Below are 26,159 nucleotides of genomic sequence, written 5' to 3'. Positions count from 1 at the left end.
ATCTCTGTCTCTCCCTATTCTTCAGATGCCTTATGGCCTGTCTATATGCTATAGTATTCTATACAAAATATGTTCATGTAACAAAATTGAGGTGAAACAATGTCGAGCTCCAAAGAAAACGTCTTATTGCAATTATCTTCAGCCCTGAACAACTATAACATTCCTTATTTTTATATAAATGAAACTGCCCTATGGCTTCAGGGTGCAGTAGATACACCTCATACTATATCCGTTTCGGTTCAATGGGATGGGTTTGAGTCCGTGATTCATAGATTCAACCAAACATACGGGACCGCAAAACCTGAACACAGTTCAGACATGTCGTATGCCATCTATCAGATCGCAAATACGTCGGTTCGTGTTGAATGTACATACAATACCGTCATTCGAACAAACCCTTACTTAGTCAACGTTTCTCTAAGAGATACGAGCGTTCCATGCCTTTCTCTTTACTATTATCAGCAGCTTCCAGAGTGGCGAGTGGCTGTTGAGACACACCTAAGGAACGTTCAGCAAAGCGTTACAGAGCAAAATAAAAAATCCTGGAACCAAAAAACCTATGAGGCTTTATTAAATCGATTCGGTACTCCAGAAGAAGCAGCCACAAAGCTTAAAGATAATCCTTCTTCGCGCATTAAATCATTGTTGCCCTATCTTCCTTCTTTACAGGGAAAGAAAGTAGCCAACCTCATGGGTTCACATGGGATGAAAGCCACAGCAATGAGTCTTATGGGAGCCAATGTCACAGTCATTGATTTTTCGTATGAAAATGAACGGTACGCTAAAGAAATAGCCAACCATTGTGGGATTGATCTTACTTACATTGTAGCTGATATTTTAAAGATGGATTCTCACGATGGAGAATTTGATGTTATTGTAATGGAGCTAGGGATATTACATTATTTCCTTGATCTTCACCCGTTGTTTAGAGTAGTGTCTCGCCTCTTAAAGAACGGCGGCACCTTTGTCCTTCAAGACTTTCATCCGATTTCAATAAAGCTGATTACTTCCAAAGGAAAGAAGCACAAAGTAGATGGTAATTATTTTGATCCTACCATAAACAAAACTGTGGTTGCCTATGAAAAGCACCTCACGGACGATATGGAAGACAGTGTGGTTTTGCAGCGAAAGTGGACATTAGGGGAAATTCTAACAAGTATGGCCGATGAAGGGCTTATTCTAAAACAGTTAACCGAAGAACCAAATATCAAACTGCATGATCGAGGCATTCCAAAAATCTTTACTGTTAATGCAACGAAACATGTGGAATAAAAAAAGCACCCGTTTGGGTGCTTTTCTCATTACGATACGAGCGACTCAATCACTTCATCATCTCGTTTATCTGCATAATTTTTTCCGACAACGATTGACTGCTTATTCATTAAGTCATTTAACTCATTAGCCTCTTCTTTTTCACCAGCTACATAAATTTTTTCCCACTGACGATTTTTTGCTTTTTTATCAAGCTTCGCAGCCATTGATTTATACCATCTTTCACGGTTCGCTTTTATGCGATCTTCATAAAGTTCTCGCTGTGCGGTACTCCCATTTCCAGAAATATTCTCGTTTCCTGTTGTTCCTTCATAGATTCTCCAGTTGTCTTCATCGGGATCCCAAGCATACTCTTCACTCTTTGTTAAAAACCCAAGCTCTGTTTCAAGAATGCGAACATAATCATGATGAACAAGAATGATGCCTGTGTTCGGATAATCACTTTGTAACTTTTCTAATGCTTCAAGATGGGCTTCTTCTTCCCAGTATATATTCGTTTCAACTGGTACCTGAGTACGCTCCACAAGCCATATCTGATCATCGGAAGAGGCAATAATAATAAGTCCACGTTTCAAATCATTCTCAATACGATCAATTTCTTCTTGAATTTTCCCTTTTACTTTCTCATATTTTTCAAGTTCTTCTTTATTATCGCTTTGCTTTAAGTAGTCTTCAAAATTACGAAAGCCGTTTTTCAACTGAATTTTCCATTCTCCGTTTTGTCGGTCAGCGTCACGACGATCGGTATTCAAATACAAAGTCATCACTTTATCCGGCTTTTGAACCTGCGCATGTTTTAACTGATCTAGCTTTTCTTTTAATAACATTGTTCTCCTCCTTGTCATTCATTTGTTTATTACTCTTCCAATTCCCACACTTTTCCCATTTTTAAACGTAAAATCATTCAGCCCAATTGTGATTTTTAATATAGTCAAAAACCGAAGGATGTGATAGAATAAAATCATTAAAATATAATAATAATTCTAATCTAATGAAATTCATTCTCAATAAACAGTTTAAATAACATATTTGCGGGCGTTTATATTGCTGTGACCTTCAATTGGTCGCAGCATTGCACGTTTTTAAGGGGAATGATGATGACTATTATTCTCAATTAGAAAAGGGAGGAATGATAATGGAACAAGTAAATTTAAACTCAAATACCTTTCCCTCACACACCTCTTTTTGGTGGCATGCGATAAAAAAACATGCGGAACTCGGAGCTGCCCTGTTCAGTGGACTCATTATTGCATTCACTTGGATCACAGAGGGCACCTATTCTTCTACTATTGAATCAATGCTATATATCATCGCATTTGTTATCGGAGGCTTCGCCAAAGCGAAAGAAGGAATCGAGGATTCTATTGCCGAAAAAGATGTGAATGTCGAGCTTCTTATGATTATTGCAGCCATTGGGGCAGGGAGTATAGGTTACTGGACAGAGGGCGCCATTCTAATCTTTATTTTCGCACTAAGCGGAGCACTCGAAACTTACACACTCAATAAAAGTGAACGTGAACTTGAGTCCCTTATGGAAATACAACCAGAAACGGCAACGATCTTTTCAAATGGAGAAGAACGGGTTGTTCCGGCCGCTTCTCTTTCCATTGGTGATGTTATTTTAATTAAACCAGGAGAGCGCGTACCTGTTGATGGCGTCATTACGAAAGGGCAAACGTCGCTTGATCAATCAGCTATTACAGGTGAATCTATCCCTGTTATTAAACGGATTGACGAAGAGGTGTTTGCTGGAACGTTAAATATTTCGGGACATTTAACAATTAAAATGACGAAACGTAGCGAAGACACAGTGTTTCAGAAAATAATTTCACTTGTACAAGAAGCACAAGATCAAAAAGCACCGTCCCAGCTCTTTATTGAAAAATTAGAAGGTTGGTACGTAAAGATTGTTTTAGTAGTTGGCGCGCTTCTTATGGTCCTCCCCCATTTTCTATTTGGTTGGACATGGGAGGAGACAATCTATCGTGCCATGGTCTTTCTCGTTGTAGCTTCTCCATGTGCTTTAGTAGCTTCGATTATGCCAGCCACACTCTCTGCTATTTCCGCAGGTGCACGGAATGGCATTCTCTTTAAGGGTGGCGTGCATCTTGAACAGCTTGGTTCAATGAAAGCAGTTGCGCTAGATAAGACGGGAACACTAACCGAGGGTTCGCCAGTCGTAACGGATGTTGATACTCGAGCAGATATGAGCGAGGAAACCTTTATTAACATCGTCGCTTCCATTGAGCGACAATCAACACATCCACTTGCCAAGGCCATTGTTGATCACGCAGGCGACGTCACTTTTCTAGAGCCTGAAGATATGATGGACCATTCTGGATGGGGGATAAAAGCTTCCATTGAGGGAACGAGCTGGAAGGTCGGTAAATTAGCGTTCTTTTCTGAAGACGAGGGGTTTGATTTATTCGAAGAAAACTATCGTCACCTGCAATCAAGTGGTAAAACCATCGTACTTGCTGCAGACAACCACGGAATCGCTGGAATGATTGCTTTAAAAGATAAAGTTCGCAGTGAATCAGCAACGATGGTGAAAGCACTAAAAAGGCGAGGAATTGAACCAATTATGTTGACTGGGGACAGCGAACAAACAGCAAAAGCTATTGCTGAAGAAGTCGGAATAAGTTCTTATTATGCTAATTGTCTTCCAGAAGATAAAGTAAAACGATTGAAAGAACTAAAAAAGAAATATCAAACGGTCGGCATGATTGGGGACGGGATCAATGATGCACCAGCGCTCGCCGTTTCGGATGTTGGAATTGCAATGGGTCAGGGAACTGATGTTGCACTTGAAACAGCAGATGTGGTTCTTATGAAAAACGACCTCGGCAAACTGACTCGAGCTGTAAACCTTTCTAACCGGTTAAACAAAATCGTTAAGCAAAATGTAATTTTCTCCATTTCCGTTATTCTTATTCTGATCGCTTCTAACTTTTTTCAGTTCTTAACCCTTCCTTTAGGGGTACTCGGGCATGAGGGAAGTACCATTCTCGTCATCTTAAACGGACTCCGTTTATTAAAATAAAGGCTATGTTAGCTTATATTGTTGATTTCTCGATTTTTTTCTCATTCGACACTCGCCTTTCAGCTTTGCTTAAAATCAAAACAAAAAAGCCTGATAGAATTAGCTCCTTGCAGCTAACGCTATTGGGCTTTTTTTCTAAAATAATTTGAGGTGGCATTCACTTCCCCACCAATAATAATGATTAGCCCAGTAAGGTAAAACCAGAGCATCAGTGCGATTACCCCTCCAAGGCTTCCATACGTTGCAGAGTAGTTACTGAAATTATTGATGTAATAGGAGAAAGCGAGAGACACAAGCTGCCATAATACTGAAGCAAATATAGACCCAAGTAGCACGTCTTTATAATATAATCGCTTATTTGGTGCGTAGTAATAAATAAACATGAACACCACAATCATAATAGACAGGCTCAAAATCCACCGGATGATTCCAAACATGAAGCCTAACGACTCAGGTAACTCAAAAATTGTCACAAAAAAGCGCCAAAGCGCTTCACCGAAGACAGGTAATACTAACGCCACAACAATAACAAAGATCATCGCTAATGACAAAAGAACCGATAATCCTCTTGCTAGTAAAAAATGTCGACTTTCTTGCACATTATAAGCCCGGTTTAGGGATTTAATAATAGCATTAATCGCATTGGAAGCAGACCAGATGGTCGCAATAACCCCGAATGATAAGAGCCCTTTACGCGCGCCATCTTCCAGTATAATGTTTTCTTGAATTGTAACAAATGATTCTGATGGTGCATATTGAGCGATTAAATCAAGTATTTGATCCTGCGAGAAATCAAAGTGAGTCAGGAGAGTAATAGCGAATATTAGAAAAGGAAACAGCGATAACAAGAAATAATAAGCAAGTTGTGCTGATAAATCAGTCACCTGATGTTCTTTTATTCTTGAAATAAGCTGTTTTGAAAATTGTCCTAACGATGCATCCACTCTTTACCCTCCTGACGCTGTACGCTCGATTAATGTGTTAATTTATCGCCGTTGTTACTAGTGAGCTCTTCACCAGCTTCAACCACTCTTGAGCCTATTTCTTTAAGATCGTGTTGCGTTTCTTTCACAAGGTTAAATGCTTCCACTGAACTTTCTTTCAGTCCGTTAAATTTCTCTGACAATGTGGAAATATCATCCTGCACTTCCTTCATAAGCTCGCTAGCATCATCCACGGTTTGCTTCCATTTATCCGTATAATAAGATGGATTATTTTTAACATCTCGCAAAATACTACCAGCTTTTTTCGAACCATTCTGAATAGATTCTCGTGTGCCTCGATCTAGAAGTGAAATAAGAGCACCGGCCAGTCCACCAATAAGGACTGCCTTAAACAGTTTATTTTGACTACCGCCTGAATATGTCTGACTCATTTCAATTCCTCCTCGTTAGATTAAGATGAGCTTTATTTCCCTTAATCGTTCACTCCGAAACCACCGCAGTTAAACCGTATACTTTTGCAGAATACGATCCACTGCGCTTCCATAGCTTTCCCCAAATAGGATCAGATGAACAAGTAAATAATACAATTGATAGATGGGAATTCGATCCTTGAATTCCTTCTCTAACGGTAAGTCAGCTTGATATTGCTGATAAAATTCCTTCGAGTACCCCCCAAATAGATATGTAAATGCAATATCGATTTCTCGGTCTCCATAATAAACGGCAGGATCAATGAGATAAGGCTCTCCTTTATCATCCATCAGCCAATTACCTCCCCAAAGATCACCATGCAAGAGGGAAAAATCCGGGTGATGCCCAATGATCGTATCGAGACGTTCTCGCAGAGCGGTTAAGCGGTGGTCACGCTCGACAGAAAGCTTTCTCTTATTTCGAGCAAGCTCCTGCATGGTTCCAAGTCGCTGGTCTCTAAAAAAAGATACCCAGTCAGTGGAGGGTTGATTCTTTTGATCTAATTCGCCAATATAATTATCTTGTTCTAAACCAGCGAACTGAACCTTGTTCCGATGCATCCTAGCAACTAGACTACCGAGTGCTCGATCCCCCTCCTTACTTGAGGGGGAAGACCGTATCCACTCCATAAGGAAAACCATGTCACTTTCCCCTTTTGGGAGCAACAAGAGTGGTTTAGGAACCGATATTTTATGACTCGAAAGCAGCTCTAAGCCTTCTTTCTCAGCACGAAAAAAATCTGCTGGTGCTGAAGGATTACTTTTGGCAAAGTACTCTCGCTCTTGTGTTTGAACATAGAAAGCGTCATTTATTGATCCACCTGATACGCGTTTTACCTTCACGATCGTGGTGAAGTCACCCGCTTTTCTAATTGCTTCCTCGATGTTTTTCATATGCCTTCTTCATTTCTTATATGTTCCAACAATCGCTCGCAACCGACTTCTACCATTTCATAAACTTCTTTAAAGTTACCATCAAAGTAAGGATCTGGAACGTCCTCTATTTCACTTTCACTCACATAATCCATTAACCTCGACAGTGAGGTAGTGGGTTTGACTCCTGCCATTTCATGAAGTTCTCCAAGATTTCCAGCATCCATGGCCACGACATAGTGATAGTGCAACAGATCAGCTTCCTTTACTTGCCGGGCTTTCATACCTTCTGTTGAGATATTTTGTTTCGACAAAATCTCCGCTGTGCCTTCGTGTGGAGGCTCACCAACGTGCCAATCGCCCGTACCAGCAGAGTCAATTTCGATCTGATCATCTAATCCAGCTTTCGCTACTTTCGACCGGAGAACAGCTTCTGCCATCGGTGAACGGCAAATATTCCCCAGACATACGAATAGAACTCGGATCATGATTATCCCTCCATCGTTTTAATGTAAACTGTACGGTTCCGTGGCCCATCAAATTCACAGAAATAAATTCCCTGCCACGTGCCAAGAACCAAATCTCCCTCTTCAATAATGATTATTTGGGAAGCTCCAACTGTACTTGTCTTCAAATGAGAAGCAGAATTCCCTTCAGCATGACGGTACTTCGGATGCTCCCACGGATAGACTTCATCCAACCTCATTAGCATATCGTGTTTGACATCAGGATCCGCGTTTTCATTGATTGTAATCCCAGCAGTTGTATGAGCAGAATAAACCATTACAACTCCCTGCTCAATTTTCGCTTCGTGAATGGCCACTTTTATTTCCCTCGTAATATCGATCATTTCATCTCGCTTACTTGTTTTCACAGAAATTCGTTTAAGCATCCTATCCCTCCTCTTATTACTCTTTTACTTCTACCCTTCATCGCGGCATTTCATTCTAGTTTCAAACGGAATAACCACGTGGAACATCAATAATCATCTCTTTCATAGAGATAAAGATAAGGAATGTCGAGAAACAAGTAGTAAGATTCATTAATAGGATAAGAATACGTGCGTATGAGTTCATTTGTTTCGATATCGCTATAAAGATCAGAAAGGATTCCTACCTGGTCATGTTTCATCCTTACAATGTTTTCAAGAAAATAGGGTCGCCAACTCCAATTGTCCCCTTCGTATTCAGGTTGAAACTCCCAATTTCCATCGCCATTTCGATAATAGTTAGCTGAAACTTGGTGACCATCTTCATCACAAATATATCCTCTAAAGCACGCATTTCCTAAAGAGTGAGCAGCTTCGCTCACAATCGTATTCCAATCATTTTGCTTATATCGCTTGATCTGCTGCTGTAAATGACGGTTGAAATTTTGCGAAAGTTCGTAAAGTGAAAGAAGGCGTTTTCTTTCATGAGTAATGAAATGTTGAAATTCTTTAGTTAGAAGTTCTCTATACCTATTCACATCAAGAAATTCTGCCGCAGGCTTACCCAGATAATACCCCTGGTAATACCTTCCTCCATTCTCCCACGCGTACTTTAATTGGCCAATTCCCTCAATACCTTCAAACAATAATGTTGAACCTATCTTTCTTCCTAGCATTGACAAAGCATAGAGTACTTCGCGATACTCAGGTGGCATCCCTTTATCTTTTAAGTTCACTAATCCTACCTTGATGATGTTCGGATTCAGGATGGCGATTTTTTCAATATTGCTCATCGAGTTACCGGTATGACTCACGGCAACCTGAACTCCGAGGCTTTTGTAGTAGGTGAGAATATGTTGCAACTTCTGGAGCTCATCATCCCCCATATCATAATCCGATACTTCAATCACAATTTGGTCATAAGCAATGCCTTTATTAAAATATTCTTCTAGAGAATGCGTCAACGTTTCACCATGGTCAAACAGTAAGTGTCTTGCGCTAGCATTAAAAAACAGGCACTGACTCGTTTCGCGCTCCAAAAAGATATCAATGGCACAATTCCGAATATGTGAATCAATTTCCAATATGTACTCTTCAGGTATTGATTGATCGCGAAAGAAAAAGCCGAGGCTCCTTATTCCTTCTTCAGTTTTAATTCTCCCAAGAACTTCATATCCAATAATTTGCTGCTTATCAGCGCTAACAATCGGCTGGAAGTAAGGGAATATTTCATCCTTCTTTCCCATTACATCAAGTGCATCCATAACTAGGCCCTCCCATTCGATCACAATAAATGCTTTTATTATACCATGTATATCAGATTCCCCCTTATTCCCGAAACCTCTTTTGTTCATTTTTCAGAAAAATCTCCTCATCACTCTTGCCATACATGTGAGAGATGGGTTTTTATTGGATTTTCTACATGAGCGTTTTATACTAGAAGTACTATCCAATGTAAAAGGTGATGATGAAATTGAGAAAGATAATGGTATGGAGCTGTTTTTCATGAAAGTGAATAAAGAACAATTTAAGCGTATGAAAAAAAATGAATTTGTCAGAACGGCAATTGAATACGTGGATACTGGAGTTGTTATCACAGATCCGGAGTTGCCAGACAATCCAATTGTGTATGCGAATGAAGGTTTTGAGAAATTAACTGGGTATTCAACAGAAGATATCCTAGGTTTTAATTGCCGATTTTTGCAGGGAGAAGATACGAGTCAAGAGACAATCGCTGAGTTACGAGAAGCGATTACGAACAAGAACAAAATTAAAATTGAAATTAAAAACTATAAAAAAAACGGCCAATATTTTTGGAACGAACTTCAAATCTACCCCGTACACATTGAAAGTGAGAATCAAACATACTTTGTCGGTGTACAACAAGATATAACCAAAAGAAAAGAAGCGGAAGAACGGTCGGATCACTATCTCGATGAAGTCAAGCGATTATCCACGCCGATTGTACCGATTGATCGAAATATTTCCATCGTCCCGCTCGTCGGACAAATTGATGAAGAACGAATTGAGCTTCTTCTGCATCATGTAAGTTCTCATATTCAAAAAAGCGGAGATGAATTCCTTATCCTCGATCTATCCGGGGTTAGTCATTTCACTTCTGAACTTCACAAAGGAGTTTATCAGCTACATCAACTCATTAAATTAATGGGTGCTGAATTGCGCATAACAGGCGTACGCCCCGATTTTGTACTAGAAGGAATTCAAGCAGATTTTTCTTTATCATCTGTGAAAAGCTTTCCATCTGTTAAACTTGCCTTAAAAAACATCGATGATTCAAGTGCAAGCGAATAAGACTGACGATGATTAATAAGCTGTCGATAATGGCCTCGATAGCTTATTTCATTATAATATAGAAAGCTAAATCTTCCTTTTTCAAAAATAGAGGTGTTCACAATGGGGAGATATTTTTCATGGTATACCGAGAGTTCTTTTACTCTGTTTTCTTATTCACATCTTATGGCACTCTTTATAATAGGAAGTTGTCTAATTGGAATGTTTCTTTCTAGAAAAACCTTAAGAAACAAACTTCCCAACCTTGTTATTCGACTAATGATTGCTTTTCTCTTACTTCTATCAGAGATAAGTTTTCATGCCTGGTTTGCCTACTATAAGAAGTGGAGCATCACAACCACTTTGCCACTACAGCTTAGTAGTCTATCTCTGTTTCTAGCTATTGCACTCGTTCTGACCAAAAGTAAAACACTACTTCCAATCACTTATTTTGCTGGTTCCGCTAGTGCCTTACTTGCTATGATTACTCCAGATCTAGGTCCATATGACTTTCCGCACTTTCGTTTCTTTCATTTCTTTATTGCTCATGGTGGAATCGTTCTTGCCACTTGGTTTATGATTACCGTTGAAAAAATTCACCCTTCTTATCGGTCATTATGGATGTCATTTGCCGGATTAAACCTATATGTTCTTTTACTATTTCCGCTTAACCTTACATTAGGCTCCAACTATATGTTCCTAATGAAAGAACCAGCCAGTCAAACGCTCATCTCTTATCTTGGTCCCTGGCCATTCTACTTACTTTCACTTGAAGTAATGACAATTCTTGTTTTTCACATTCTCTACCTTCCTTTCCCTATTCTACTCAAGCATTTTCACCATTCTCCTCCGTTTAAGAACAGAGAAATTAGGAAAAGAACGTTATAAGACTTTACGGAAAGGATGACTTAAAATGAAACGATATCAGTTTATCGTGAAAGGAAAAGTGCAGGGAGTTGGATTTCGAGCTTTCACACAGCAAAAAGCAGCCCAATATGGACTAACGGGATACGTGATGAACCAAATGGATAACTCTGTGGAAATTGAGGCACAGGGAGAGGAAAACACCCTTATAAAATTCCAATCTGCCTTACAAAAAGGGAGTCCCTTTTCAACCGTTGATGAAGTTCAGGCGCACGAGAAACAAGTTCATGATCACGAGCGCTCCTTTTCCATTCGATATTAATAGGCATCCTAACCTTTTTCCACTATAATAAAAGGAAACGTTAGTTGAACTACGGAGGTAATGAGTTGGTCGAAACAACTTTTTTTTCACATCGTGAAACAGCTATGGCGCTTAACAGTTTAGGAGATAATATATTTGTATGCGATTTAGATTTAAGAGTCGTGTGGTTTAATGACCAGGCCGAAATTTTATTAAACTCAATCATTTCTTATTTGCCTATTCATCAGCCGTTAGATCTGATTGGAAAAAGCATTGATGAATTTCATCAAAATCCTTCACACCAAAGAAATATTTTGCAACATCTTCTTCCATTTGAAAGTACCATTACTTTATTCGACCGTTTTGCGGCTAGTATTGTGATATCCGAATATAAAGATGATGCAGGAGAAAAGGTAGGCTATTTGCTTGTCTGGCGTGATGTTACGGAAAAACAAAAAGAGCTTCAGGAAAATAAAAAGCTTGTCCATGAATTGTCTACTGTCATTATTCCAACGGTGATTGATAATGCTATCCTTATCCCCCTGATCGGCACAATGAATGAAGAACGAACAGAAAGACTCGTTCAAAGCACCTTAACCTACTGTGTAACGAACAATACAGACTATGTATTACTGGACTTCTCCGGGTTGTCTGAACTCGATAATAGCTCAGCACAAGTATTGTGTGAAACGATGACCAAATCGCTTACTTTGATGGGGGTTTTCGTCGTTTATGTAGGCATTACAAAGCAAGTGGTGCAGTGGCTAATGAACCTTGACTTAGATCCAACCATTCCAACTTTCGCAACATTTCGTCAGGGCATTAACCATGTTGTCACTCTTGAAGGTTACTCGCTCGTTTATGAAAGAAAATAAAAAAGAAGCTGAATCGTTCAGCTTCTTTTTTTGCTACTTTTCTCCTTATTTGGCGTTACCTTTCTTACTAGAAAATTGTTGAAAGACCGTATTGGTGTTCACCTTAAAAAGGGTTTTTCCTGCTATAGCATTTAACACTCGTTTATTTCTTTCGACAGAAAGGGCAAGATTTGTTGCGCCTGTTCCATGTGAATGATCCAGATTCGTTAATGAAAAAATGTGGTTTTTTCGTCCATCTTTAAAAACAAGCTGCTGATCTCGTTCCACCTTGAATCGCTTTTCATCTTCCCACTCAATTTCGTTTTCGATTCGTTTAAACCATTCAGGAAAATGAGGCTTATATCCAGTAGCAAGAACCATTTTTTCTGTATTTACCTGGAACTCGTGATCCTCTTGCCACTGCCTGCAGTTTAACTCATAGTGCTCGTCGATCTTTTTCACGCCATTTACTTCTGTTAAAGGTTGAATCATGAGATCTAGCCGCTGCTCAGAAGAGCGGTGATAAAGAAGATGATAAATGTTTTTTAACGTAGACGGATCGATTCCTTTTCGCAATGTACCAAGAGTTGAAAGAGCATCTGTACGTTCGTCAAACGAAAGACCATGAAAGTAACTAACATAATCAGGAGAGAATACTTCCTGACCTAATTTCGCTGATTCTAGTTGAAAGAAACCGGCAGAACGCGTTAGCCAATTTATCCTGTAACCATATCGCTCTTGATCGTGAAGAAGATCATAAAATACTTCTGCAGCACTTTGTCCCGATCCTACAACAGTAATAGATGTTGATTTTTTTAACTCTTTCTCATGGAAGAGGTAATGATTCGTATGAAGAACGTCTTCTACCGGATAAGCTTCGAAACCTTCCGGAATATTGGGCACGCTTCCCGTACCAAGTACAACGTGATTCGCTTGAATAACATCTGTGCTTCCCGTTTTTACTTCCTCAATGGTAACGTCATAGCATTCTTTTTCTTTAACATAATTTACATCGGTGACTTTTTTACCGAAGAAACAATTTGATAATTTAGAGGCTACCCAGCGCGTATAGGCATTATATTCTTTTCTCGGGATATCTAATTTATTAAAAAAATAAAATTGGTAAAGACGATCATGCTCATGTAAATAATTAATAAATGTATATGGGCTTTTAGGATCTGCAATTGTGACAAGGTCAGCTAGAAACGGCACTTGAAGGTCCGCTCCGTCGATCAACATACCTGGATGCCAATTAAATTCTTCTTTTTGATCAAAATAAACGGCGTCTACTTCTGAATCTTCTGCTAAGGCTGCCATCCCTAAGTTAAATGGACCAATCCCAATTCCTACTAAATCATATCGTTTTGTTGTATCCACTATTTCCACGTCCTTTAATCTACATTACAGATTCAATTGATTTGCTTTCTCGGTCGAATATTCGCATATCTTGTTTTACCCTATTTCTTTCATTTTTAAATCTTAAAGGGCAGATTCTCTTATCATTCTCCTGCTATAATGGTAATAACTAACAGGAGGGGATTTTCCTAATGACAGATTCCGCATTTGAATTCTACCTAGCAGATGTTGATAAACCCTTTTCAGGATGGGACTTTTCTTATATTACAGTCACTGAACGAATGAATGTTGCTCCGCTTCCTTGGTCATATACTTCCTTAGTGCTTAGACAATTTCGTTCAAGCGAAAGCGTTCTAGATATGGGAACTGGCGGGGGAGAATTTCTTGAAACACTAAAGCCATTTCCGAAGAAGCTAGCAGCTACAGAAGGCTATCTACCTAACCTTCCCATTGCAAAAGCGCGTCTTGAGCCCCAGGGAGTAACCGTTAAAGGATTTGAAGACGATCACGCCCTTCCGTTTAAAAAAGAAGAATTCCAATTTGTAATAAATAAACATGATTCCTACTCACCAACAGAGGTTAATCGTATTCTTACCTCAAACGGATCTTTCATTACACAGCAAGTTGGAGGCGAGGATATGAAAGAACTAAATCGCATACTAGATGCTCCTTTGAAATCTGAATATGACCATTGGAATTTAAAGTATGCCGTTCTAGAACTTGAAACAGCAGGCTTTAGGATTGTTGAAGCAAAAGAAGCATTCCCATCGACAAGGTTTTATGACATTGGTGCAATTATTTATTATTTGAAAGCGATTCCGTGGCAGATTCCTGATTTTTCACCTAACCTCTATCACACTGCCCTCTATCGTCTTCACAAGACAATAGAGAAGAATGGTTATATCGATATCCCATCCCACCGGTTTCTTATTCACGCTACGAAAGCCGATTAGGAAAACCGACACAAAGAAAGAGTGGCGCCACCCACTCTTTCCTTAATCAGCACTTACAGCTTTTGAAGCACTGATTGCTGAGAAGCTAATCGTTATCGCACAAAGCAACGCAATGACTAAAAATCCCCTAACAAGTGGCCAAGCTTCCCACCCATCAATAAATACCGAGCGCATCGCTTCAAATAAGTAGGTCGTTGGATTGATCGTTGCAGCTACTTTTAACCACCCCGCTTCAATCAATTCGTAAGGGACAAAAGTTGTACTTAAAAAAATGAGTGGGAAGAACACGAAGGTGCCAGCCTGTGCAGACTGCGCATTTTTTGTTCTCAGCGCAACACCAACTGAATACCCTGCAAATGCAAGCCCCCAACCGAGCGTCAACAATAAAACAACGATTACTCCCCCAAATCCAGCAGCCACTTCTAAACCAAGAAAATAAGCAACAACTAGAATTAACACTGTTTGAATAAGCAGCTGTAGCATTCCTGCAATGATTGGCCCGAGAACAATCGCAAGTCTTGAAGAAGGGGTAAGAAGGAGACGTGAGAAATACCCGTTTTCTAAATCCTTCACAAGTGCCTGCCCTGCACCACCCGCGCCTCCAATCGCTGCTGAAACGATTGATACTGGTAAAATAAACGCAAGGTAGTTTGCCCCTTCAAATGCCGGAAGCTCTGAGATCCCGCTTAAACCGCCTTCATAAACAAACAAAAAGAAAAGACTAATAATTAAATTTGGGATAAAAATCAATGGGTTTCGGATAATTGTGATGATACTTCTTTTCGTAAAAACGAGTGTATCAACTAAGAAAGAGCCCTTTCTTTGTTCACTCATGCCCTCACGCCCTTTCCTTTTGCTCGTTGGTCACATTAATAAATACATCATCCAAAGAAGGAGGTTTTACATTAAGTGTTTTAGGTGAAAGGTTGTTTTCATCAAGTTTTCGTACAAGTTCTGAAAGGAGTTGCGTACCATTCTCCGTATACAAGGTTACCTCATCTTTTGAACGTTCAATGTTTTCACCGAGACCTGTTAGAATTTGACTTGCTCGCTCTGCTTCTTCATCCAATTCAAAAACGAGTTGAATCGCATCAAATCCAAGTGTCCTTTTTAGTTCTTCAGCACTTCCAGAGGCTACAATCTTACCTTGATTAATAATACTGATGCGATCTGCTAGTTGATCAGCTTCTTCAAGGTATTGGGTAGTAAGAAAGATTGTTGTTCCTTCCTCTCGATTTAGCCGTTTAATTTCTTTCCAAATCGCTTGTCGGTTAGAAGGATCGAGTCCAGTTGTTGGTTCATCAAGAAAAAGGATTTTTGGTTTATGAACAAGCGTTAAGGCGAGATCCAGCCTTCTCCTCATTCCTCCAGAATATTTTCCGCATGGGCGATCAGCCGCATCATTTAAATCAACTAGAGTAAGTAACTCATCGGCCCTTGTTTTCGCCTCTTTTTTACTGAAGCCAAATAACCTTGCCTGCATTTCAATTAATTCTCTTCCTGTGAGAACCGGGTCAATTCCCGTTTCCTGTAAAGCTACTCCGATATTCCAGCGGACGCGTTCTGGTTCTTTTCCAACGTCTACACCGCCAATCCGAATCGTGCCTGTTGTTGGTTTGACGAGTGTTGTTAGAATTTGAACAGTGGTCGATTTACCTGCCCCGTTCGGACCGAGAAAAGCAAAAAACTCTCCCTCGCCCACTTCAAAACTGACGCCCTGTACAGCCTTCACGTCTCCCTTATACGTCTTTACTAACTCATGAACTGAAATTGAACCATCCATTCGTGCTCCCCCTCTTTTTCAGTGCGTCTATGAGTTTCACTCTTCCATACTGTTATACATACATTCGCTTAAAAGGAACCTTCTCCTTTAAGCGAATGTGTAAAAAAAAGAACCCCTCAAACTAAATGAAGGGGTATGTTAAGATTCAGAAAATTTCTTATTCACTTTATGCTGATACTCTGAAGGATAATTTGTACGTCGATCATTGGTAAGTTGATTATATCGAATCTGTTTCTCCGAAAGACGTTTTTTTAACCCCTTCCTGTCTGCTTCATCTTCACATAAAGCTAGGAGCTCTTCTAAAGATTGAATCTCACTTTTCAATTCAGGTTCTTCAGGAAGATAGCCGCTATTCTTCATAACTTTGTACGCAATTCTTAGATCCTCTGGAATCGTCGATAAATCCTCAATTTTTTGCGGTTTTCCCTTACCAGGCAGATTGTCAAAATCACCATTTTTCAATGCTGTTTTAATTTTATCTTCTGCGACAAGCCAGGCAAAATCCATACGTATCCCTCCTTTCTTCTATTATCTATTTCGCTTTCTATTTTGTCATGAATAAGAAGAAGGAATTCTATTAAAAAAATGACTGTTTTACCCTTTTCAATAAATCCAATGGATGTTAACATGGTTCACGGTTAAGGTTTATAGAATACTCCTTATAGAATTTTCACTAGAGAAAGGATGGTTCGATGCATTACGCAAGCAAAGGCTGGTACGTTGAACAGCTTAAAAAACATGATGTACGTTACATTGAAGGACGCAAGACAGAGAAATTTAAGAAACACGTACTTGCAGCTCTTCTTGAAAAACAATAAATCAAACATTCATTAAAAAAGGGGAAACCATTCCCCTTTTTACATACTACCTACCCAAAGATACATAACGTTTGATACATCGGAACGAACTGGTTTTCCTTCCACTGAAGCGGTGTTGAAAGAAAGCCGAGACCATCTGCATTATACCTCCCAATCACTCTTTGATAGACTAATAATTCATCAATACCGTCGCGCTGCAAGTCAATTGGATAGACGCCTCCTGGTGGTAACACGTCACCTGCTATCGGTGCTTTTAATTGACCATTCTCCTTATAGATTTCAGCCAGGTATTCTCTTCCTTTATAAAGCAAATTGAGAACATAACTCTGGTTTAATGTTTTATTTTCCACCTTCGCTTGATAGTAATCCAAATAATTTACTTCATACGTAAAAGCTTCAAAAAAGCTTTGTTGATTGAAAAGTAATCTTAAAGTTTGATTGAGAAAAGAATATAGGAAGTCATATGTGATTCCTCCACTTCCTCCTGAATCTGTACGCACTAATATTTCCTTTACCTTATTTCCTGTAAAATCCCCCAAATAGAGAGTAGGATGATAGCCGCTACTCCCAGGCAGTGCGAAAGAAACATCTATCCCTGAACCATCATTCTGAATCGTTAAGATCACGTTATCGACAAACGGCGTGTCGGGTCCATATGGTTTCGTACCAGTAAGACGAACAAGATCCGGAAGCCCATTACCCGTTACGTCTCCAATTTGTTGGTCTAGTAAAATTCGCTCAATCCTCATCACCTTTTCATCCTCCCCCTCTTCTACAATGTATGTTGTACCCTGAACTCTTTATCGTTGTAATGATTTGGAAAGGAAGCTAAACTGGTAAGAGTAACATGAGGGAAAAGAGGATGTACTTATGAAAAACTTAGATAATGAACAAACAATTGGCATACTTTCTGGTGCCGGCGCTTACTTCTTATGGGGCATTCTCCCGCTATATTGGAAGCTTGTCGGAAGTGTTCCATCTGAAGAAGTACTTGCTCACCGTATCATTTGGTCGTTTGTTTTTATGATGATCGTTTTAGCTGTAATGAGGAAAATGTCTTCCTTTAAAATTGAACTGAACACAATCGTCCGTCAGCCTAAGAAACTTGCAGCCATTGCCTTTGCTTCCTTATTTATCACTATTAATTGGTATGCATTTATTTGGGCAGTTAATCATGATCATGTGATTCAAACAAGTCTCGGCTACTACATTAACCCACTCATTAGTGTTCTTCTTGGAATCCTATTTTTAAAAGAAAGACTGTCATTCTGGCAACTGATTTCTTTCTTGCTTGCGACAATTGGCGTACTAAATCTTGTTTTTCGTTTTGGAGAAATACCGTGGGTTTCTCTTATTCTTGCAATGAGCTTTGGTTTATATGGCTTATTGAAGAAGAAAGCGAGACTCGGTGCTCTAACTGGATTAACGATTGAAACGCTGCTCATCACGCCGTTTGCATTCATTTACTTGTTTACAGTACGTTCTAGCGTGGCTGACGCTTTATATATTCAGAATCCAGTTACTTTCAGCCTATTGCTGGGAGCAGGAATTGTAACGGCTGTCCCACTGCTACTGTTTGCAAGCGGAGCTAACCGCATCTCTCTTTCGATGATTGGCTTTTTGCAGTACATCGCACCTACCTTAATGCTCATACAAGGTGTCTTTTTGTATGGAGAGTCGTTCACCTCTGTACACCTCGTTAGCTTCACATTAATCTGGGCAGCGCTTGTTCTTTTCACTTTTGCTCGCACAAAATTATTTCGCAGGATTGAACCTCGCTACTTTCAAAGAAAACATTCATTCGAATCATAACAAAACACCAGGCTACTCTAAGCGGAGCCTGGTGTTTTTGTTAGCTTTTCAAACGGCCATAAATAAGTTGTCACAGATCTAGAAAAGTGAGTAATAAATGCCTCATGGTAATGATAGGGCTGAGAGAGCGTATCACGAAGTACGGCAACATCTACTTTTTGAAGTGGCCACTTATGATGCTTGATTTTTCCCTGATAGACGTGGTGGTTACGTACAATAAATAGTCGGTCTCTTTCTGTCAGCCAGTAATCAAGATTGCCTTCTATCGTTTCGTAGGCTTCCCCTACCGGTTCATATATAATATGATAGTCCGCTTTATTTGTATCCTTATGCGTTCGTGAGGACCAGAAGCTAATTTGGTTTCCGTCTTTCTTTTTGCCCATTTTAGCGCGAAAGTATGGAAGATGAAAAAGATTCCTAGCTATACTAACCCCCGCCATATGACTGGCATCAAGACTAAAGAAATAAACACCGCGCTTCTCACCGTACTTCACATAAGTACGAACATTTAACTCAAGTAGGCTTGAAGCAAATGGAACGGGAGGCAACCCTCTAAATCGAATATGCGTCATTTCAAATGGAACAATTCCAATCCATGCTTTACCATCAAATGTATCAACTTCTAATTGAGGTGGGAGCATCGATTGAAGCCACGAGCAATCAACGGACCAGTGCAAAAATAAGAGGTCCTCCCAGGTTTGTTTCATCATCCATCCGCTTTTCTTTTGATTCAAATGGCTCCCCTCCTCTCACTTTTATCATAACCAATTGCGATGATTCTTTTCAAAATAAAGATACAATTGAATGTGTTGTTCTGAAAATATCACTCATACTTCATGGGGAATGACCAAATAATAGTCTCTAGAGGGCGAATGCTTTGATAAACTGTAATGTTTTATGGTACCGTTTAGGTGGAATAGCTTAGATAAGAAATGAATGAAGCATCAATCATTTAATGGAGGGATTATGAATGAGTAAACAAAGACAAATTCATCTAGCAAAACGCCCAGAAGGCATGCCTTCAATGGAACACTTCAACATTGTTGAAGCGGATATTCCATCTCCTAAAGATGGAGAAGTTCTTCTCCGTGCACTTTACCTAACAGTAGACCCCTACATGAGAGGTCGCATGAGAGATGCAAAATCATACGTAGCTCCATTTCAAATTAATGAACCATTAAATGGTGGAGTTGTAGCTGAAGTTGCAGAGTCTAAATCTTCTCATTTTACTCAAGGTGATATTGTGATTGGTCATCTCAACTGGGAAGAATACTCCGTTGTCAACGAGAAGCATCTTCGCAAAATTGATCCAAACGTAGCACCGATCACAACGCACCTAGGAATTCTTGGCATGCCTGGTCAAACGGCTTACTTTGGTCTTTTAGACATCGGTCAACCTAAAGAAGGCGAAACAGTTGTTGTATCAGGTGCTGCTGGAGCAGTAGGTTCGGTCGTTGGACAAATCGCTAAAATTAAAGGTTGCCGTGTAGTAGGTATTGCTGGTTCAGATGATAAAATTGATTACATTAAAAACGAACTTGGCTTCGATGAAGGAATCAATTACAAAACACAAGACGTCTATCAAGCACTAAAAGATGCGTGCCCAGACGGCATTGACGTTTATTACGAGAATGTTGGTGGCGAAATTGGTGATGCGGCTATTAGCTTACTCAATAAATTTGCACGTGTCCCTGTATGTGGCGCCATCTCTTCTTACAATAAGAAAGAAGCGGATCTTGGTCCACGCGTCCAAGGTAAACTTATTCAAACAAGTTCTCTTATGAAAGGTTTTACTGTGGGCGACTATTCGGATCGTTTTAATGAAGGTGCCGAACAACTTGGTAAATGGCTACAAGAAGGCAAGTTAAAATACGAAGAAACCATTGTAGAAGGATTCGAAAACGTTCCTAACGCGTTCTTTGGTCTCTTTGAAGGGAAAAATCTTGGTAAACAACTTGTAAAAGTGGCAGATCCAGAGTATGCTACTCTTCCAAATCGTTAAACACACTCACCTGCTCCTTACACGGAGCAGGTTTTTATATGTGCTCATGCACATAAAAAGACGGTTATCTTTAAGATGAAGAAGGAATAGTATGTACTATAGACTTTAACAAGGAGGTTCCTATGGGCAGATTTCTTCTTAATCTTATTGCATTCATTGTCGTCGTAACGGTAAATGGGCTAGCTAATGCATTACCACTAAATGGACAAACGACTGGAGAAATTTCAAACAGACTCAATGTATTGTTCACACCTGCGGGTTATGTGTTTAGTATTTGGGGGCTGATTTATCTTTTATTAGGCATTTGGGTTATTCGCCAATTTCCAAAAAGCCGTCGCGATCTGCCAATTTATCAGGAAACGAGCGGACTGTTTGTTTTAAGCTCCATCTTAAACAGTCTTTGGATTTTTTTATGGCATTATGAATTCTTCGGCCTATCAGTTATTGTGATGCTTCTACTACTACTTACACTCATTAGACTATACACGAAAGCAAAGGCAGCTGACGCATCCTTCTTTGATTTACTTCCTTTTTCCGTTTATCTTGGTTGGATTAGCGTAGCGACAATCGCCAATATTAGTTATTATCTAACCTACATCGACTGGGATGGATTTGGCCTATCTGATTCAATATGGACGTTCATATTATTACTAATTGCAACCATTTTAGCTCTTACTTTCTTAAAGAAAGAAAATGATTGGGTTTATCCTCTCGTTTTTGTATGGGCCTTTATTGGAATCGGAGTAAAAAATCAAAATGCTGACGTCCCACTGGTTGTTTTTTCATCTTACGTGCTTGCTGCCCTGATCTTTATCGTTACAATCCTTTATGCTTTTAATGCTAAGAAACAATAAATAAAAGCCTCGCTTCCAAATTAAATGGAAACGAGGCTTTTTCTGTTATTAAGCAAGTGATTTAAAGTCCTGACCAAGAATTTCCTTCATACTGTGAACTGTAATAAAGGCTTTTTGATCAACTACGCCAACATGCTTTTTAAGTTTTAGAAGATCTTTTCTACCAAGAATCGTTGTAATAACTTCTTTTTCGTCTGAAGTAAACGCGCCTCTTGCAGTGTGAATGGTTGCGCCTTTCCCAATCACTTCGACAATAAAGGAACGAATTTCTTCGCTTTCTTTACTAATGATCACAATCTCTTTCTTCGCCTCGAAGCTTTGAAGCGTATAATCAATGACTAATCCATTCAAAATGACGCCAAAGATTGCATACATACCGATCTCAGGTCCGAAAAGTACGACTGAGAATAAGGCAATTGAGATATCTGAGATAAGAACAGCTTTTCCGACATCCATTGAGAAATATTTATTTAAAATCATCGCGATGATATCAGTACCGCCAGTTGATGCTTTCTGATGAAAGACAAGTCCCATACCAGCTGCAGCGATACACTGCCCAATAATTAATTGAATTAAAATATCCTGGCTGAATGGCTCTGTTACTGGAATAAAGCGTTCAAATGCCCATACAGCAAGCGATAATGCAAAGCTAGCATAAATGGTTTTAACACCGAATTTAGGACCGAGAAAAAGAATTCCAACTAACAAAAGAACTGCGTTCAAGATAATCATAAACATTCCGACTGACAGGTTTGGGACTAGATGGTTCATCAGAATCGACAAACCACTGACTCCCCCTGTTGCGAGACTATTAGGAGATAGGAAGAAATGAACGTGGGTAGCAACACCGAGCGCACCCAAAGTAATTAGCAGATAAGTTTTGATGTGATGAAGCATCTATTATCCCTCCCGTTGTTTTGTTTTCGTTTCGTAAGCACAATCGGGATTATAATAGGGATTTCGAGCTTTGTAAACAACCTAAACCTAAGATTTTAAATTGAAACGGTTACAAACAATAAACAGGTCTTTTTTACTATTAAATCTACTTAATTCGACAGTTATATACAAGAATATTCTTAATTTTCGGTTGCTGATCCATCGTTCTTATGCATCAAAAAAAGCAAAAACAGAAGGCGTTTTTGCTTTTCTATCATCAGTTCACAAGGTGATGTTTAAATGCATATATGACTGCCTGGGTTCGATCTTGGACTTCAAGTTTACTAAGAATGTTACTAACGTGAACTTTTACTGTTTTAAGAGCAATAAAGCATTCATCAGCGATCGTTTGGTTCGCTTTTCCTTGAGCCATTAACAAGAGAATTTCCATTTCTCTCTCCGTTAACTCTTCATGAGGTAGCGTTTGAACCTGACTGCGCATGCGAGACATCATCTTCCCGGTGACTTCAGGTTCCAGGACAGATTCTCCATGAAACGTTTTTCGAACGGCATTTGCAATTTCCACAGCTTTCGATGTTTTCAGCATATAACTAGTGGCTCCAGCTTCGAGTGCAGGATACACCTTTTCATCATCAAGAAAGCTTGTGACAATAATAATTTTTGCTTCTGGCCACTGTTCAATAATGTGTTTTGTTGCTTCAATGCCATCCATCTCTTCCATCACAAGATCCATCAGAATAATATCTGGACGAAGTGAAAGCGCCAATTCTACCCCTTTCTTTCCATTGTCTGCTTCTCCAACAACGGTAATATCCGCTTGAGCTGACAAATAAGATGATACCCCAATTCGTACCATTTCATGATCGTCAACAAACAACACGTTAATCATTTCGTTCCCCCTTCCACATGCGGTACGCTCACCTCTAGTCTTGTGCCCTTTTGTGGCAAGCTAACTAACTTCAGAACGCCACCAATTTCCAGTGCTCTTTCGTTCATATTTTGAAGTCCATAAGAGGCAGCTTTCTGTTCATCCATCTTAAATCCAATACCATCATCAACAATCCTTAGTATCGTCCGGCCATCCCGACGTATCAGAAGGACCTCCAATGTTGTTGCCTTCGCATGTCTCAATGTATTGGATACGCACTCTTGTAATATTCGAAAAAGATGGTCTTCTACACCTTTATCAAGTTCAAGGGTTTCAAGCTTCCAATTCACTTCAATCGGAACCTTTTGAGACAATTCGTTAAGAAGTTCTTTTATCCCTTCTTCAAGTGTGCGATCTTTCAAAGCTGCTGGTCTAAGATGAAGCAAAAGGGCGCGCATTTCCAGCTGAGATTGATGAATGGTTTCCTCCACCATTCTAAGGTGCTTTGTTTCTTGATGATCCGTTTCATTTCGCGTTTCGGTAATTGCACTCATGAGCATCGAAGCAGCGAAAAGCTGTTGACTAACAGAGTCATGCAACTCTCTCGCAAGACGATTCCGTTCTTCTGAAACAACTTGTTGAACACGTTTTTCATGATCCTCGGCTTTTTCGTTGGCTAACTTTTGAGCTAATCTAACCTGCTCATTCATTCTGTTTTGTAGCTTGTTGATTTGTTCAAAAACACCATTTAAACTTGTGCTGTTATTATTATGTATTGTTCGGCCTTTATCTAGTTCTTCAAGTGTATCCGCCACGTACTGAAGTTCTTTATTAACATATAACCCCGATACCCCTCCTGCAGCACCTCCAACTAAAATAGAAATAATGGGAACGATGAGCCCAAATGGTAAATCCATTAAATCTTTTTCAAACAAAAGAGACAATGAAGCGATGGGATACACAGACAAATAAGCCATCGTGAAGAGACAAAGGAGCAGAAGGGAAAGCAACGCACCAATGAACATATGACGCTGTATCACACTCATACGCGCTTCACCTCTAGATCTCCAGCAAACATAGAGGTGACCAGCTTCACTTTCTGAGAAGCTTCCTCATACCCTTTCGTCTGGTAAGAAAGGACTTGATTGAACACGCCAGGCTCTTCATGCTGAAATAGTATGGCAGATCCGAGCATAGAAGAATGTTGAATGCTTACCTCAAGCTCATACGGAACAAGAATTTGAATTTTACCCACGATGTTACGAATCATAATAATCGATTCGCCTTTCGGGAGGACCGTATAGCTTAAATCGATGACTGTTTCTCCAAAGCCAGCCTGGATGTTTACATCGTTCCATTCGTACACATGTTCATGTGTTTTTTGTTTTCCGACCCATCTGTTTTGAAAAATCGTCTCCTGATGCACCAGACCTTCTTCCACCTGCTCTGGTCTTTCTAAAACGGGACGGATTTTCTTAGGTTTTTGTTTTGACTGATAGAGTTGAAACCCAAGATATACCAACAATACGAGTAAGAAAAATTTAACAACCACCATGTTCATAATGGTTGTAACGAAAAAGAAAATACCGCCTCCCAAAAACACCTTTCCGGAAGTTCGTGGCAAACGCTTTCTTCCCATGTAAATCAATACACCAGAAACGATTAACAAGAATAGAAGGCCACCATTTAAAGAAACTTCTAGTAATATTAGAATCACTCCAATTATAAGAAGCCCTTTAATAGTGTCACTATTTAAATTCCTCCACATGGGTGTCCCTCCATCCTAAATCCACCTATCTTGAATGACCAAAAAAGGCGCATGCGCCTCTTTTAGAATACCACTATTCCTCTGAAAGTTTTAATGAGTGTCTTGCTTTTTTGTCTTTTTTTCTAAATCATGAAACTTCATATCCATGCTTGAAACATAATAATCTCGATTCACCTTTTTCTCAAGTCGTTCAATATACTTTTCCATCTCATCAAAGCGATTAAATGGTTGGTTGCGAACTTGACTCTCTTCAAGAATGACGTCCATTTTGTGATGGGCTCTTACAATATTTTCTTTTCCCATCAACTCCATTCTCTTGAGCGACATATCTTTCAACTTATGCTTCATCTTTTCATGTTTTTGTTCAAGACGCTTCAGCTCAAGTCCTGCTTCATCTACTAATTGAGATAAGCGGTCTGCTCTTTCTTCGTACTGAACTTCCTCTTGTTTAGCAAATTCGTATAAATCCGTTTCTCCAGCTTCACTCGCTAGAACAGCCTGTCCCGCTCGTTTCTCTGCATTTCTTCTTGCTTTAACAAGTTCTCTTCTAAACTCATCTAAAAGTGTCGACTGTCGTTCAACGAGTTTTTCCGCCTTCTCCACTTCCTGTTCGCACTGTCTGAGGTAGTGATTTAACATTGATAGTGGATTTTTTTGTTCTTTCTGGTCCAGCATATTGTGAAAATCAGCTTCAATTGAATGTTTGATACGGGTTAGTAAATTTGCCATTTCATTTTCTCTCCTTTTTATTTAGCTTCGTTTAAGTTCATCCCACTGCTTTTCGAAATTAGTGAATGGATCCTCTGACTCTCCAGGCTCATCCCATTTTTTATAAATAACATAGAGCACATAGACTGCTATGAGGCCAAGGATAGCTGGCATATTTGCCACTGCCGTGCTTAAACCGATGACCCCTATAATTCCCCAGATGACTTTTCCGGTTGTTGAATCCGCTTGAAGAAATTTCTTAACTGCCACGTATAAGATACCAAGACTTATGATCATGCCTACTAGTGAACCAAGGTTTGCTAGCAAAACAATCGCAGCAATGATCCCTAATAATAATAAACCTGCTTTCTTCATCAAGATCGCCTCCTTTCATACCCTTATTCTATCTTTTGCCACAAGCTTTCATAATGAGCTAGAGCTATATCTTTGCATAAGACCTTAGCCTTAGTTAAATCATAGATAGTATCAAGTATACGAT

At 39.5% G+C, this 26,159-nt stretch carries 30 protein-coding genes; 11 read left to right on the top strand and 19 right to left on the bottom strand.

Annotation, left to right across the window (positions count from 1 at the left end; all coding sequences use genetic code 11):
- The first annotated feature begins 99 nt into the window (after positions 1 to 99).
- On the top strand, positions 100 to 1,272 hold the full coding sequence (locus tag PQ511_RS15895; RefSeq protein WP_273852888.1) for a class I SAM-dependent methyltransferase: 1,173 nt from the start codon (positions 100 to 102) through the stop codon (positions 1,270 to 1,272).
- A 29-nt stretch (positions 1,273 to 1,301) separates the two neighbouring features.
- On the opposite strand, the gene PQ511_RS15890 is transcribed toward PQ511_RS15895, so the two are convergent.
- The gene (locus PQ511_RS15890) at positions 1,302 to 2,099 is read right to left on the bottom strand and encodes a VLRF1 family aeRF1-type release factor (RefSeq protein WP_224598966.1); all 798 of its coding nucleotides are present in this window, start codon (positions 2,097 to 2,099) and stop codon (positions 1,302 to 1,304) included.
- Positions 2,100 to 2,401: 302 nt separating this feature from the next.
- Between PQ511_RS15890 and PQ511_RS15885 the strand changes: the two genes are divergently transcribed.
- Positions 2,402 to 4,315 (top strand): heavy metal translocating P-type ATPase, encoded by a 1,914-nt coding sequence (locus tag PQ511_RS15885; RefSeq protein ID WP_420541719.1) that lies wholly within the window; start codon positions 2,402 to 2,404, stop codon positions 4,313 to 4,315.
- A 119-nt stretch (positions 4,316 to 4,434) separates the two neighbouring features.
- Here the strand turns inward: PQ511_RS15885 and PQ511_RS15880 are convergent, their stop codons facing one another.
- The 6 genes from PQ511_RS15880 to PQ511_RS15855 form a co-directional block, all read right to left on the bottom strand.
- Positions 4,435 to 5,259 (bottom strand): YihY/virulence factor BrkB family protein, encoded by an 825-nt coding sequence (locus tag PQ511_RS15880; RefSeq protein ID WP_273852886.1) that lies wholly within the window; start codon positions 5,257 to 5,259, stop codon positions 4,435 to 4,437.
- A 29-nt stretch (positions 5,260 to 5,288) separates the two neighbouring features.
- Complete coding sequence (locus tag PQ511_RS15875; RefSeq protein ID WP_273852885.1) at positions 5,289 to 5,690, bottom strand: YtxH domain-containing protein; 402 nt, start codon at positions 5,688 to 5,690, stop codon at positions 5,289 to 5,291.
- A 69-nt stretch (positions 5,691 to 5,759) separates the two neighbouring features.
- Complete coding sequence (locus PQ511_RS15870; protein ID WP_273852884.1) at positions 5,760 to 6,623, bottom strand: fructosamine kinase family protein; 864 nt, start codon at positions 6,621 to 6,623, stop codon at positions 5,760 to 5,762.
- Complete coding sequence (locus tag PQ511_RS15865) at positions 6,620 to 7,090, bottom strand: low molecular weight protein-tyrosine-phosphatase (RefSeq protein ID WP_273852882.1); 471 nt, start codon at positions 7,088 to 7,090, stop codon at positions 6,620 to 6,622. The genes PQ511_RS15870 and PQ511_RS15865 overlap by 4 nt, the downstream gene beginning before the upstream one ends.
- A 2-nt stretch (positions 7,091 to 7,092) precedes the next feature.
- Positions 7,093 to 7,494 (bottom strand): secondary thiamine-phosphate synthase enzyme YjbQ, encoded by a 402-nt coding sequence (locus PQ511_RS15860; protein ID WP_273852881.1) that lies wholly within the window; start codon positions 7,492 to 7,494, stop codon positions 7,093 to 7,095.
- Between the two features lie 86 nt (positions 7,495 to 7,580).
- Positions 7,581 to 8,795, bottom strand: coding sequence for an EAL domain-containing protein (locus PQ511_RS15855; RefSeq protein WP_273852880.1), 1,215 nt, complete (start codon positions 8,793 to 8,795; stop codon positions 7,581 to 7,583).
- A 145-nt stretch (positions 8,796 to 8,940) separates the two neighbouring features.
- Here PQ511_RS15855 and ytvA point away from each other — a divergent pair, with 145 nt between their 5' ends.
- From ytvA to PQ511_RS15835, 4 genes are all read left to right on the top strand, one after another.
- Entirely contained in the window at positions 8,941 to 9,843 is a 903-nt protein-coding gene (gene ytvA / locus PQ511_RS15850; RefSeq protein WP_273852878.1) for a YtvA family blue-light photoreceptor, read from the top strand.
- 102 nt (positions 9,844 to 9,945) lie between these two features.
- Positions 9,946 to 10,710: a YwaF family protein gene (locus PQ511_RS15845; protein ID WP_273852876.1), complete on the top strand. Its 765-nt coding sequence runs from the start codon at positions 9,946 to 9,948 to the stop codon at positions 10,708 to 10,710.
- Positions 10,711 to 10,735: 25 nt separating this feature from the next.
- Positions 10,736 to 11,008, top strand: coding sequence for an acylphosphatase (locus PQ511_RS15840; RefSeq protein ID WP_273852875.1), 273 nt, complete (start codon positions 10,736 to 10,738; stop codon positions 11,006 to 11,008).
- A gap of 65 nt (positions 11,009 to 11,073) precedes the next feature.
- Positions 11,074 to 11,862: an STAS domain-containing protein gene (locus tag PQ511_RS15835; protein WP_273852873.1), complete on the top strand. Its 789-nt coding sequence runs from the start codon at positions 11,074 to 11,076 to the stop codon at positions 11,860 to 11,862.
- A 45-nt stretch (positions 11,863 to 11,907) separates the two neighbouring features.
- Here the strand turns inward: PQ511_RS15835 and PQ511_RS15830 are convergent, their stop codons facing one another.
- Positions 11,908 to 13,218 carry a lysine N(6)-hydroxylase/L-ornithine N(5)-oxygenase family protein gene (locus PQ511_RS15830; protein ID WP_273852871.1) on the bottom strand — a complete coding sequence of 437 codons (1,311 nt, stop codon included), beginning with the start codon at positions 13,216 to 13,218 and terminating at the stop codon, positions 11,908 to 11,910.
- 170 nt (positions 13,219 to 13,388) lie between these two features.
- Between PQ511_RS15830 and PQ511_RS15825 the strand changes: the two genes are divergently transcribed.
- A complete protein-coding gene (locus tag PQ511_RS15825; protein WP_273852870.1) occupies positions 13,389 to 14,150 on the top strand; it encodes a class I SAM-dependent methyltransferase in 762 nt (253 codons plus the stop codon).
- A gap of 42 nt (positions 14,151 to 14,192) precedes the next feature.
- Here PQ511_RS15825 and PQ511_RS15820 read toward each other — a convergent pair whose 3' ends face one another.
- The 3 genes from PQ511_RS15820 to PQ511_RS15810 all read right to left on the bottom strand — a co-directional run bounded on the left by PQ511_RS15820 (position 14,193) and on the right by PQ511_RS15810 (position 16,440).
- Positions 14,193 to 14,984 (bottom strand): ABC transporter permease, encoded by a 792-nt coding sequence (locus PQ511_RS15820; RefSeq protein WP_273852869.1) that lies wholly within the window; start codon positions 14,982 to 14,984, stop codon positions 14,193 to 14,195.
- Positions 14,985 to 14,988: 4 nt separating this feature from the next.
- Positions 14,989 to 15,933: an ATP-binding cassette domain-containing protein gene (locus PQ511_RS15815; protein WP_273852867.1), complete on the bottom strand. Its 945-nt coding sequence runs from the start codon at positions 15,931 to 15,933 to the stop codon at positions 14,989 to 14,991.
- Between the two features lie 138 nt (positions 15,934 to 16,071).
- Complete coding sequence (locus tag PQ511_RS15810; RefSeq protein ID WP_273852866.1) at positions 16,072 to 16,440, bottom strand: DnaJ family domain-containing protein; 369 nt, start codon at positions 16,438 to 16,440, stop codon at positions 16,072 to 16,074.
- A gap of 185 nt (positions 16,441 to 16,625) precedes the next feature.
- Between PQ511_RS15810 and PQ511_RS15805 the strand changes: the two genes are divergently transcribed.
- The gene (locus PQ511_RS15805) at positions 16,626 to 16,751 is read left to right on the top strand and encodes a DUF2639 domain-containing protein (protein ID WP_084006676.1); all 126 of its coding nucleotides are present in this window, start codon (positions 16,626 to 16,628) and stop codon (positions 16,749 to 16,751) included.
- A 50-nt stretch (positions 16,752 to 16,801) separates the two neighbouring features.
- On the opposite strand, the gene PQ511_RS15800 is transcribed toward PQ511_RS15805, so the two are convergent.
- Positions 16,802 to 17,500 carry a VCBS repeat-containing protein gene (locus PQ511_RS15800; RefSeq protein WP_489753153.1) on the bottom strand — a complete coding sequence of 233 codons (699 nt, stop codon included), beginning with the start codon at positions 17,498 to 17,500 and terminating at the stop codon, positions 16,802 to 16,804.
- A 121-nt stretch (positions 17,501 to 17,621) separates the two neighbouring features.
- On the opposite strand from PQ511_RS15800, the gene rarD reads away from it, so the two are divergent.
- Positions 17,622 to 18,563: an EamA family transporter RarD gene (gene rarD, locus PQ511_RS15795; protein ID WP_273852863.1), complete on the top strand. Its 942-nt coding sequence runs from the start codon at positions 17,622 to 17,624 to the stop codon at positions 18,561 to 18,563.
- Positions 18,564 to 18,580: 17 nt separating this feature from the next.
- On the opposite strand, the gene PQ511_RS15790 is transcribed toward rarD, so the two are convergent.
- Positions 18,581 to 19,297: a YqjF family protein gene (locus tag PQ511_RS15790; RefSeq protein ID WP_273852862.1), complete on the bottom strand. Its 717-nt coding sequence runs from the start codon at positions 19,295 to 19,297 to the stop codon at positions 18,581 to 18,583.
- A gap of 236 nt (positions 19,298 to 19,533) precedes the next feature.
- Between PQ511_RS15790 and PQ511_RS15785 the strand changes: the two genes are divergently transcribed.
- Complete coding sequence (locus tag PQ511_RS15785) at positions 19,534 to 20,565, top strand: NADP-dependent oxidoreductase (protein ID WP_273852861.1); 1,032 nt, start codon at positions 19,534 to 19,536, stop codon at positions 20,563 to 20,565.
- A gap of 122 nt (positions 20,566 to 20,687) precedes the next feature.
- A complete protein-coding gene (locus PQ511_RS15780; RefSeq protein WP_273852860.1) occupies positions 20,688 to 21,419 on the top strand; it encodes a TspO/MBR family protein in 732 nt (243 codons plus the stop codon).
- Positions 21,420 to 21,467: 48 nt separating this feature from the next.
- On the opposite strand, the gene PQ511_RS15775 is transcribed toward PQ511_RS15780, so the two are convergent.
- The 6 genes from PQ511_RS15775 to PQ511_RS15750 all read right to left on the bottom strand — a co-directional run bounded on the left by PQ511_RS15775 (position 21,468) and on the right by PQ511_RS15750 (position 26,035).
- Complete coding sequence (locus tag PQ511_RS15775; RefSeq protein WP_273852859.1) at positions 21,468 to 22,316, bottom strand: YitT family protein; 849 nt, start codon at positions 22,314 to 22,316, stop codon at positions 21,468 to 21,470.
- 256 nt (positions 22,317 to 22,572) lie between these two features.
- Positions 22,573 to 23,205 carry a response regulator gene (locus PQ511_RS15770; protein ID WP_273852858.1) on the bottom strand — a complete coding sequence of 211 codons (633 nt, stop codon included), beginning with the start codon at positions 23,203 to 23,205 and terminating at the stop codon, positions 22,573 to 22,575.
- Positions 23,202 to 24,230, bottom strand: coding sequence for a sensor histidine kinase (locus PQ511_RS15765; protein WP_273852857.1), 1,029 nt, complete (start codon positions 24,228 to 24,230; stop codon positions 23,202 to 23,204). The genes PQ511_RS15770 and PQ511_RS15765 overlap by 4 nt, the downstream gene beginning before the upstream one ends.
- Positions 24,227 to 24,952, bottom strand: coding sequence for a cell wall-active antibiotics response protein LiaF (liaF, locus tag PQ511_RS15760; RefSeq protein ID WP_273852856.1), 726 nt, complete (start codon positions 24,950 to 24,952; stop codon positions 24,227 to 24,229). Before liaF ends, PQ511_RS15765 begins: the two co-directional genes overlap by 4 nt.
- 90 nt (positions 24,953 to 25,042) lie before the next feature.
- Positions 25,043 to 25,681, bottom strand: a complete 639-nt coding sequence (locus tag PQ511_RS15755; protein WP_273852855.1) for a PspA/IM30 family protein — start codon at positions 25,679 to 25,681, stop codon at positions 25,043 to 25,045.
- A 21-nt stretch (positions 25,682 to 25,702) separates the two neighbouring features.
- Positions 25,703 to 26,035, bottom strand: a complete 333-nt coding sequence (locus PQ511_RS15750; protein WP_273852854.1) for a lmo0954 family membrane protein — start codon at positions 26,033 to 26,035, stop codon at positions 25,703 to 25,705.
- Positions 26,036 to 26,159 lie beyond the last annotated feature (124 nt).

The organism is Guptibacillus spartinae (assembly GCF_028610625.1).
GTDB lineage: Bacteria > Bacillota > Bacilli > Bacillales > Guptibacillaceae > Guptibacillus > Guptibacillus spartinae.
The sequence above is the reverse complement of the archived record's forward strand: the minus strand, read 5'-3'. Positions and strand labels throughout refer to the sequence as shown.

What these genes read in the sequence shown, in the direction of transcription:
- PQ511_RS15895 (WP_273852888.1), top strand. Translation starts at nt 100, where the DNA reads ATGTCGAGCTCCAAAGAAAACGTCTTATTGCAATTATCTTCAGCCCTG.
- PQ511_RS15890 (WP_224598966.1), bottom strand. Translation starts at nt 2,099, where the DNA reads ATGTTATTAAAAGAAAAGCTAGATCAGTTAAAACATGCGCAGGTTCAA.
- PQ511_RS15885 (WP_420541719.1), top strand. Translation starts at nt 2,402, where the DNA reads ATGATAATGGAACAAGTAAATTTAAACTCAAATACCTTTCCCTCACAC.
- PQ511_RS15875 (WP_273852885.1), bottom strand. Translation starts at nt 5,690, where the DNA reads ATGAGTCAGACATATTCAGGCGGTAGTCAAAATAAACTGTTTAAGGCA.
- PQ511_RS15870 (WP_273852884.1), bottom strand. Translation starts at nt 6,623, where the DNA reads ATGAAAAACATCGAGGAAGCAATTAGAAAAGCGGGTGACTTCACCACG.
- PQ511_RS15865 (WP_273852882.1), bottom strand. Translation starts at nt 7,090, where the DNA reads ATGATCCGAGTTCTATTCGTATGTCTGGGGAATATTTGCCGTTCACCG.
- PQ511_RS15860 (WP_273852881.1), bottom strand. Translation starts at nt 7,494, where the DNA reads ATGCTTAAACGAATTTCTGTGAAAACAAGTAAGCGAGATGAAATGATC.
- PQ511_RS15855 (WP_273852880.1), bottom strand. Translation starts at nt 8,795, where the DNA reads ATGGATGCACTTGATGTAATGGGAAAGAAGGATGAAATATTCCCTTAC.
- PQ511_RS15845 (WP_273852876.1), top strand. Translation starts at nt 9,946, where the DNA reads ATGGGGAGATATTTTTCATGGTATACCGAGAGTTCTTTTACTCTGTTT.
- PQ511_RS15840 (WP_273852875.1), top strand. Translation starts at nt 10,736, where the DNA reads ATGAAACGATATCAGTTTATCGTGAAAGGAAAAGTGCAGGGAGTTGGA.
- PQ511_RS15825 (WP_273852870.1), top strand. Translation starts at nt 13,389, where the DNA reads ATGACAGATTCCGCATTTGAATTCTACCTAGCAGATGTTGATAAACCC.
- PQ511_RS15820 (WP_273852869.1), bottom strand. Translation starts at nt 14,984, where the DNA reads ATGAGTGAACAAAGAAAGGGCTCTTTCTTAGTTGATACACTCGTTTTT.
- PQ511_RS15815 (WP_273852867.1), bottom strand. Translation starts at nt 15,933, where the DNA reads ATGGATGGTTCAATTTCAGTTCATGAGTTAGTAAAGACGTATAAGGGA.
- PQ511_RS15810 (WP_273852866.1), bottom strand. Translation starts at nt 16,440, where the DNA reads ATGGATTTTGCCTGGCTTGTCGCAGAAGATAAAATTAAAACAGCATTG.
- PQ511_RS15805 (WP_084006676.1), top strand. Translation starts at nt 16,626, where the DNA reads ATGCATTACGCAAGCAAAGGCTGGTACGTTGAACAGCTTAAAAAACAT.
- PQ511_RS15800 (WP_489753153.1), bottom strand. Translation starts at nt 17,500, where the DNA reads ATGAGGATTGAGCGAATTTTACTAGACCAACAAATTGGAGACGTAACG.
- rarD (WP_273852863.1), top strand. Translation starts at nt 17,622, where the DNA reads ATGAAAAACTTAGATAATGAACAAACAATTGGCATACTTTCTGGTGCC.
- PQ511_RS15785 (WP_273852861.1), top strand. Translation starts at nt 19,534, where the DNA reads ATGAGTAAACAAAGACAAATTCATCTAGCAAAACGCCCAGAAGGCATG.
- PQ511_RS15780 (WP_273852860.1), top strand. Translation starts at nt 20,688, where the DNA reads ATGGGCAGATTTCTTCTTAATCTTATTGCATTCATTGTCGTCGTAACG.
- PQ511_RS15775 (WP_273852859.1), bottom strand. Translation starts at nt 22,316, where the DNA reads ATGCTTCATCACATCAAAACTTATCTGCTAATTACTTTGGGTGCGCTC.
- PQ511_RS15770 (WP_273852858.1), bottom strand. Translation starts at nt 23,205, where the DNA reads ATGATTAACGTGTTGTTTGTTGACGATCATGAAATGGTACGAATTGGG.
- PQ511_RS15765 (WP_273852857.1), bottom strand. Translation starts at nt 24,230, where the DNA reads ATGAGTGTGATACAGCGTCATATGTTCATTGGTGCGTTGCTTTCCCTT.
- liaF (WP_273852856.1), bottom strand. Translation starts at nt 24,952, where the DNA reads ATGTGGAGGAATTTAAATAGTGACACTATTAAAGGGCTTCTTATAATT.
- PQ511_RS15755 (WP_273852855.1), bottom strand. Translation starts at nt 25,681, where the DNA reads ATGGCAAATTTACTAACCCGTATCAAACATTCAATTGAAGCTGATTTT.
- PQ511_RS15750 (WP_273852854.1), bottom strand. Translation starts at nt 26,035, where the DNA reads ATGAAGAAAGCAGGTTTATTATTATTAGGGATCATTGCTGCGATTGTT.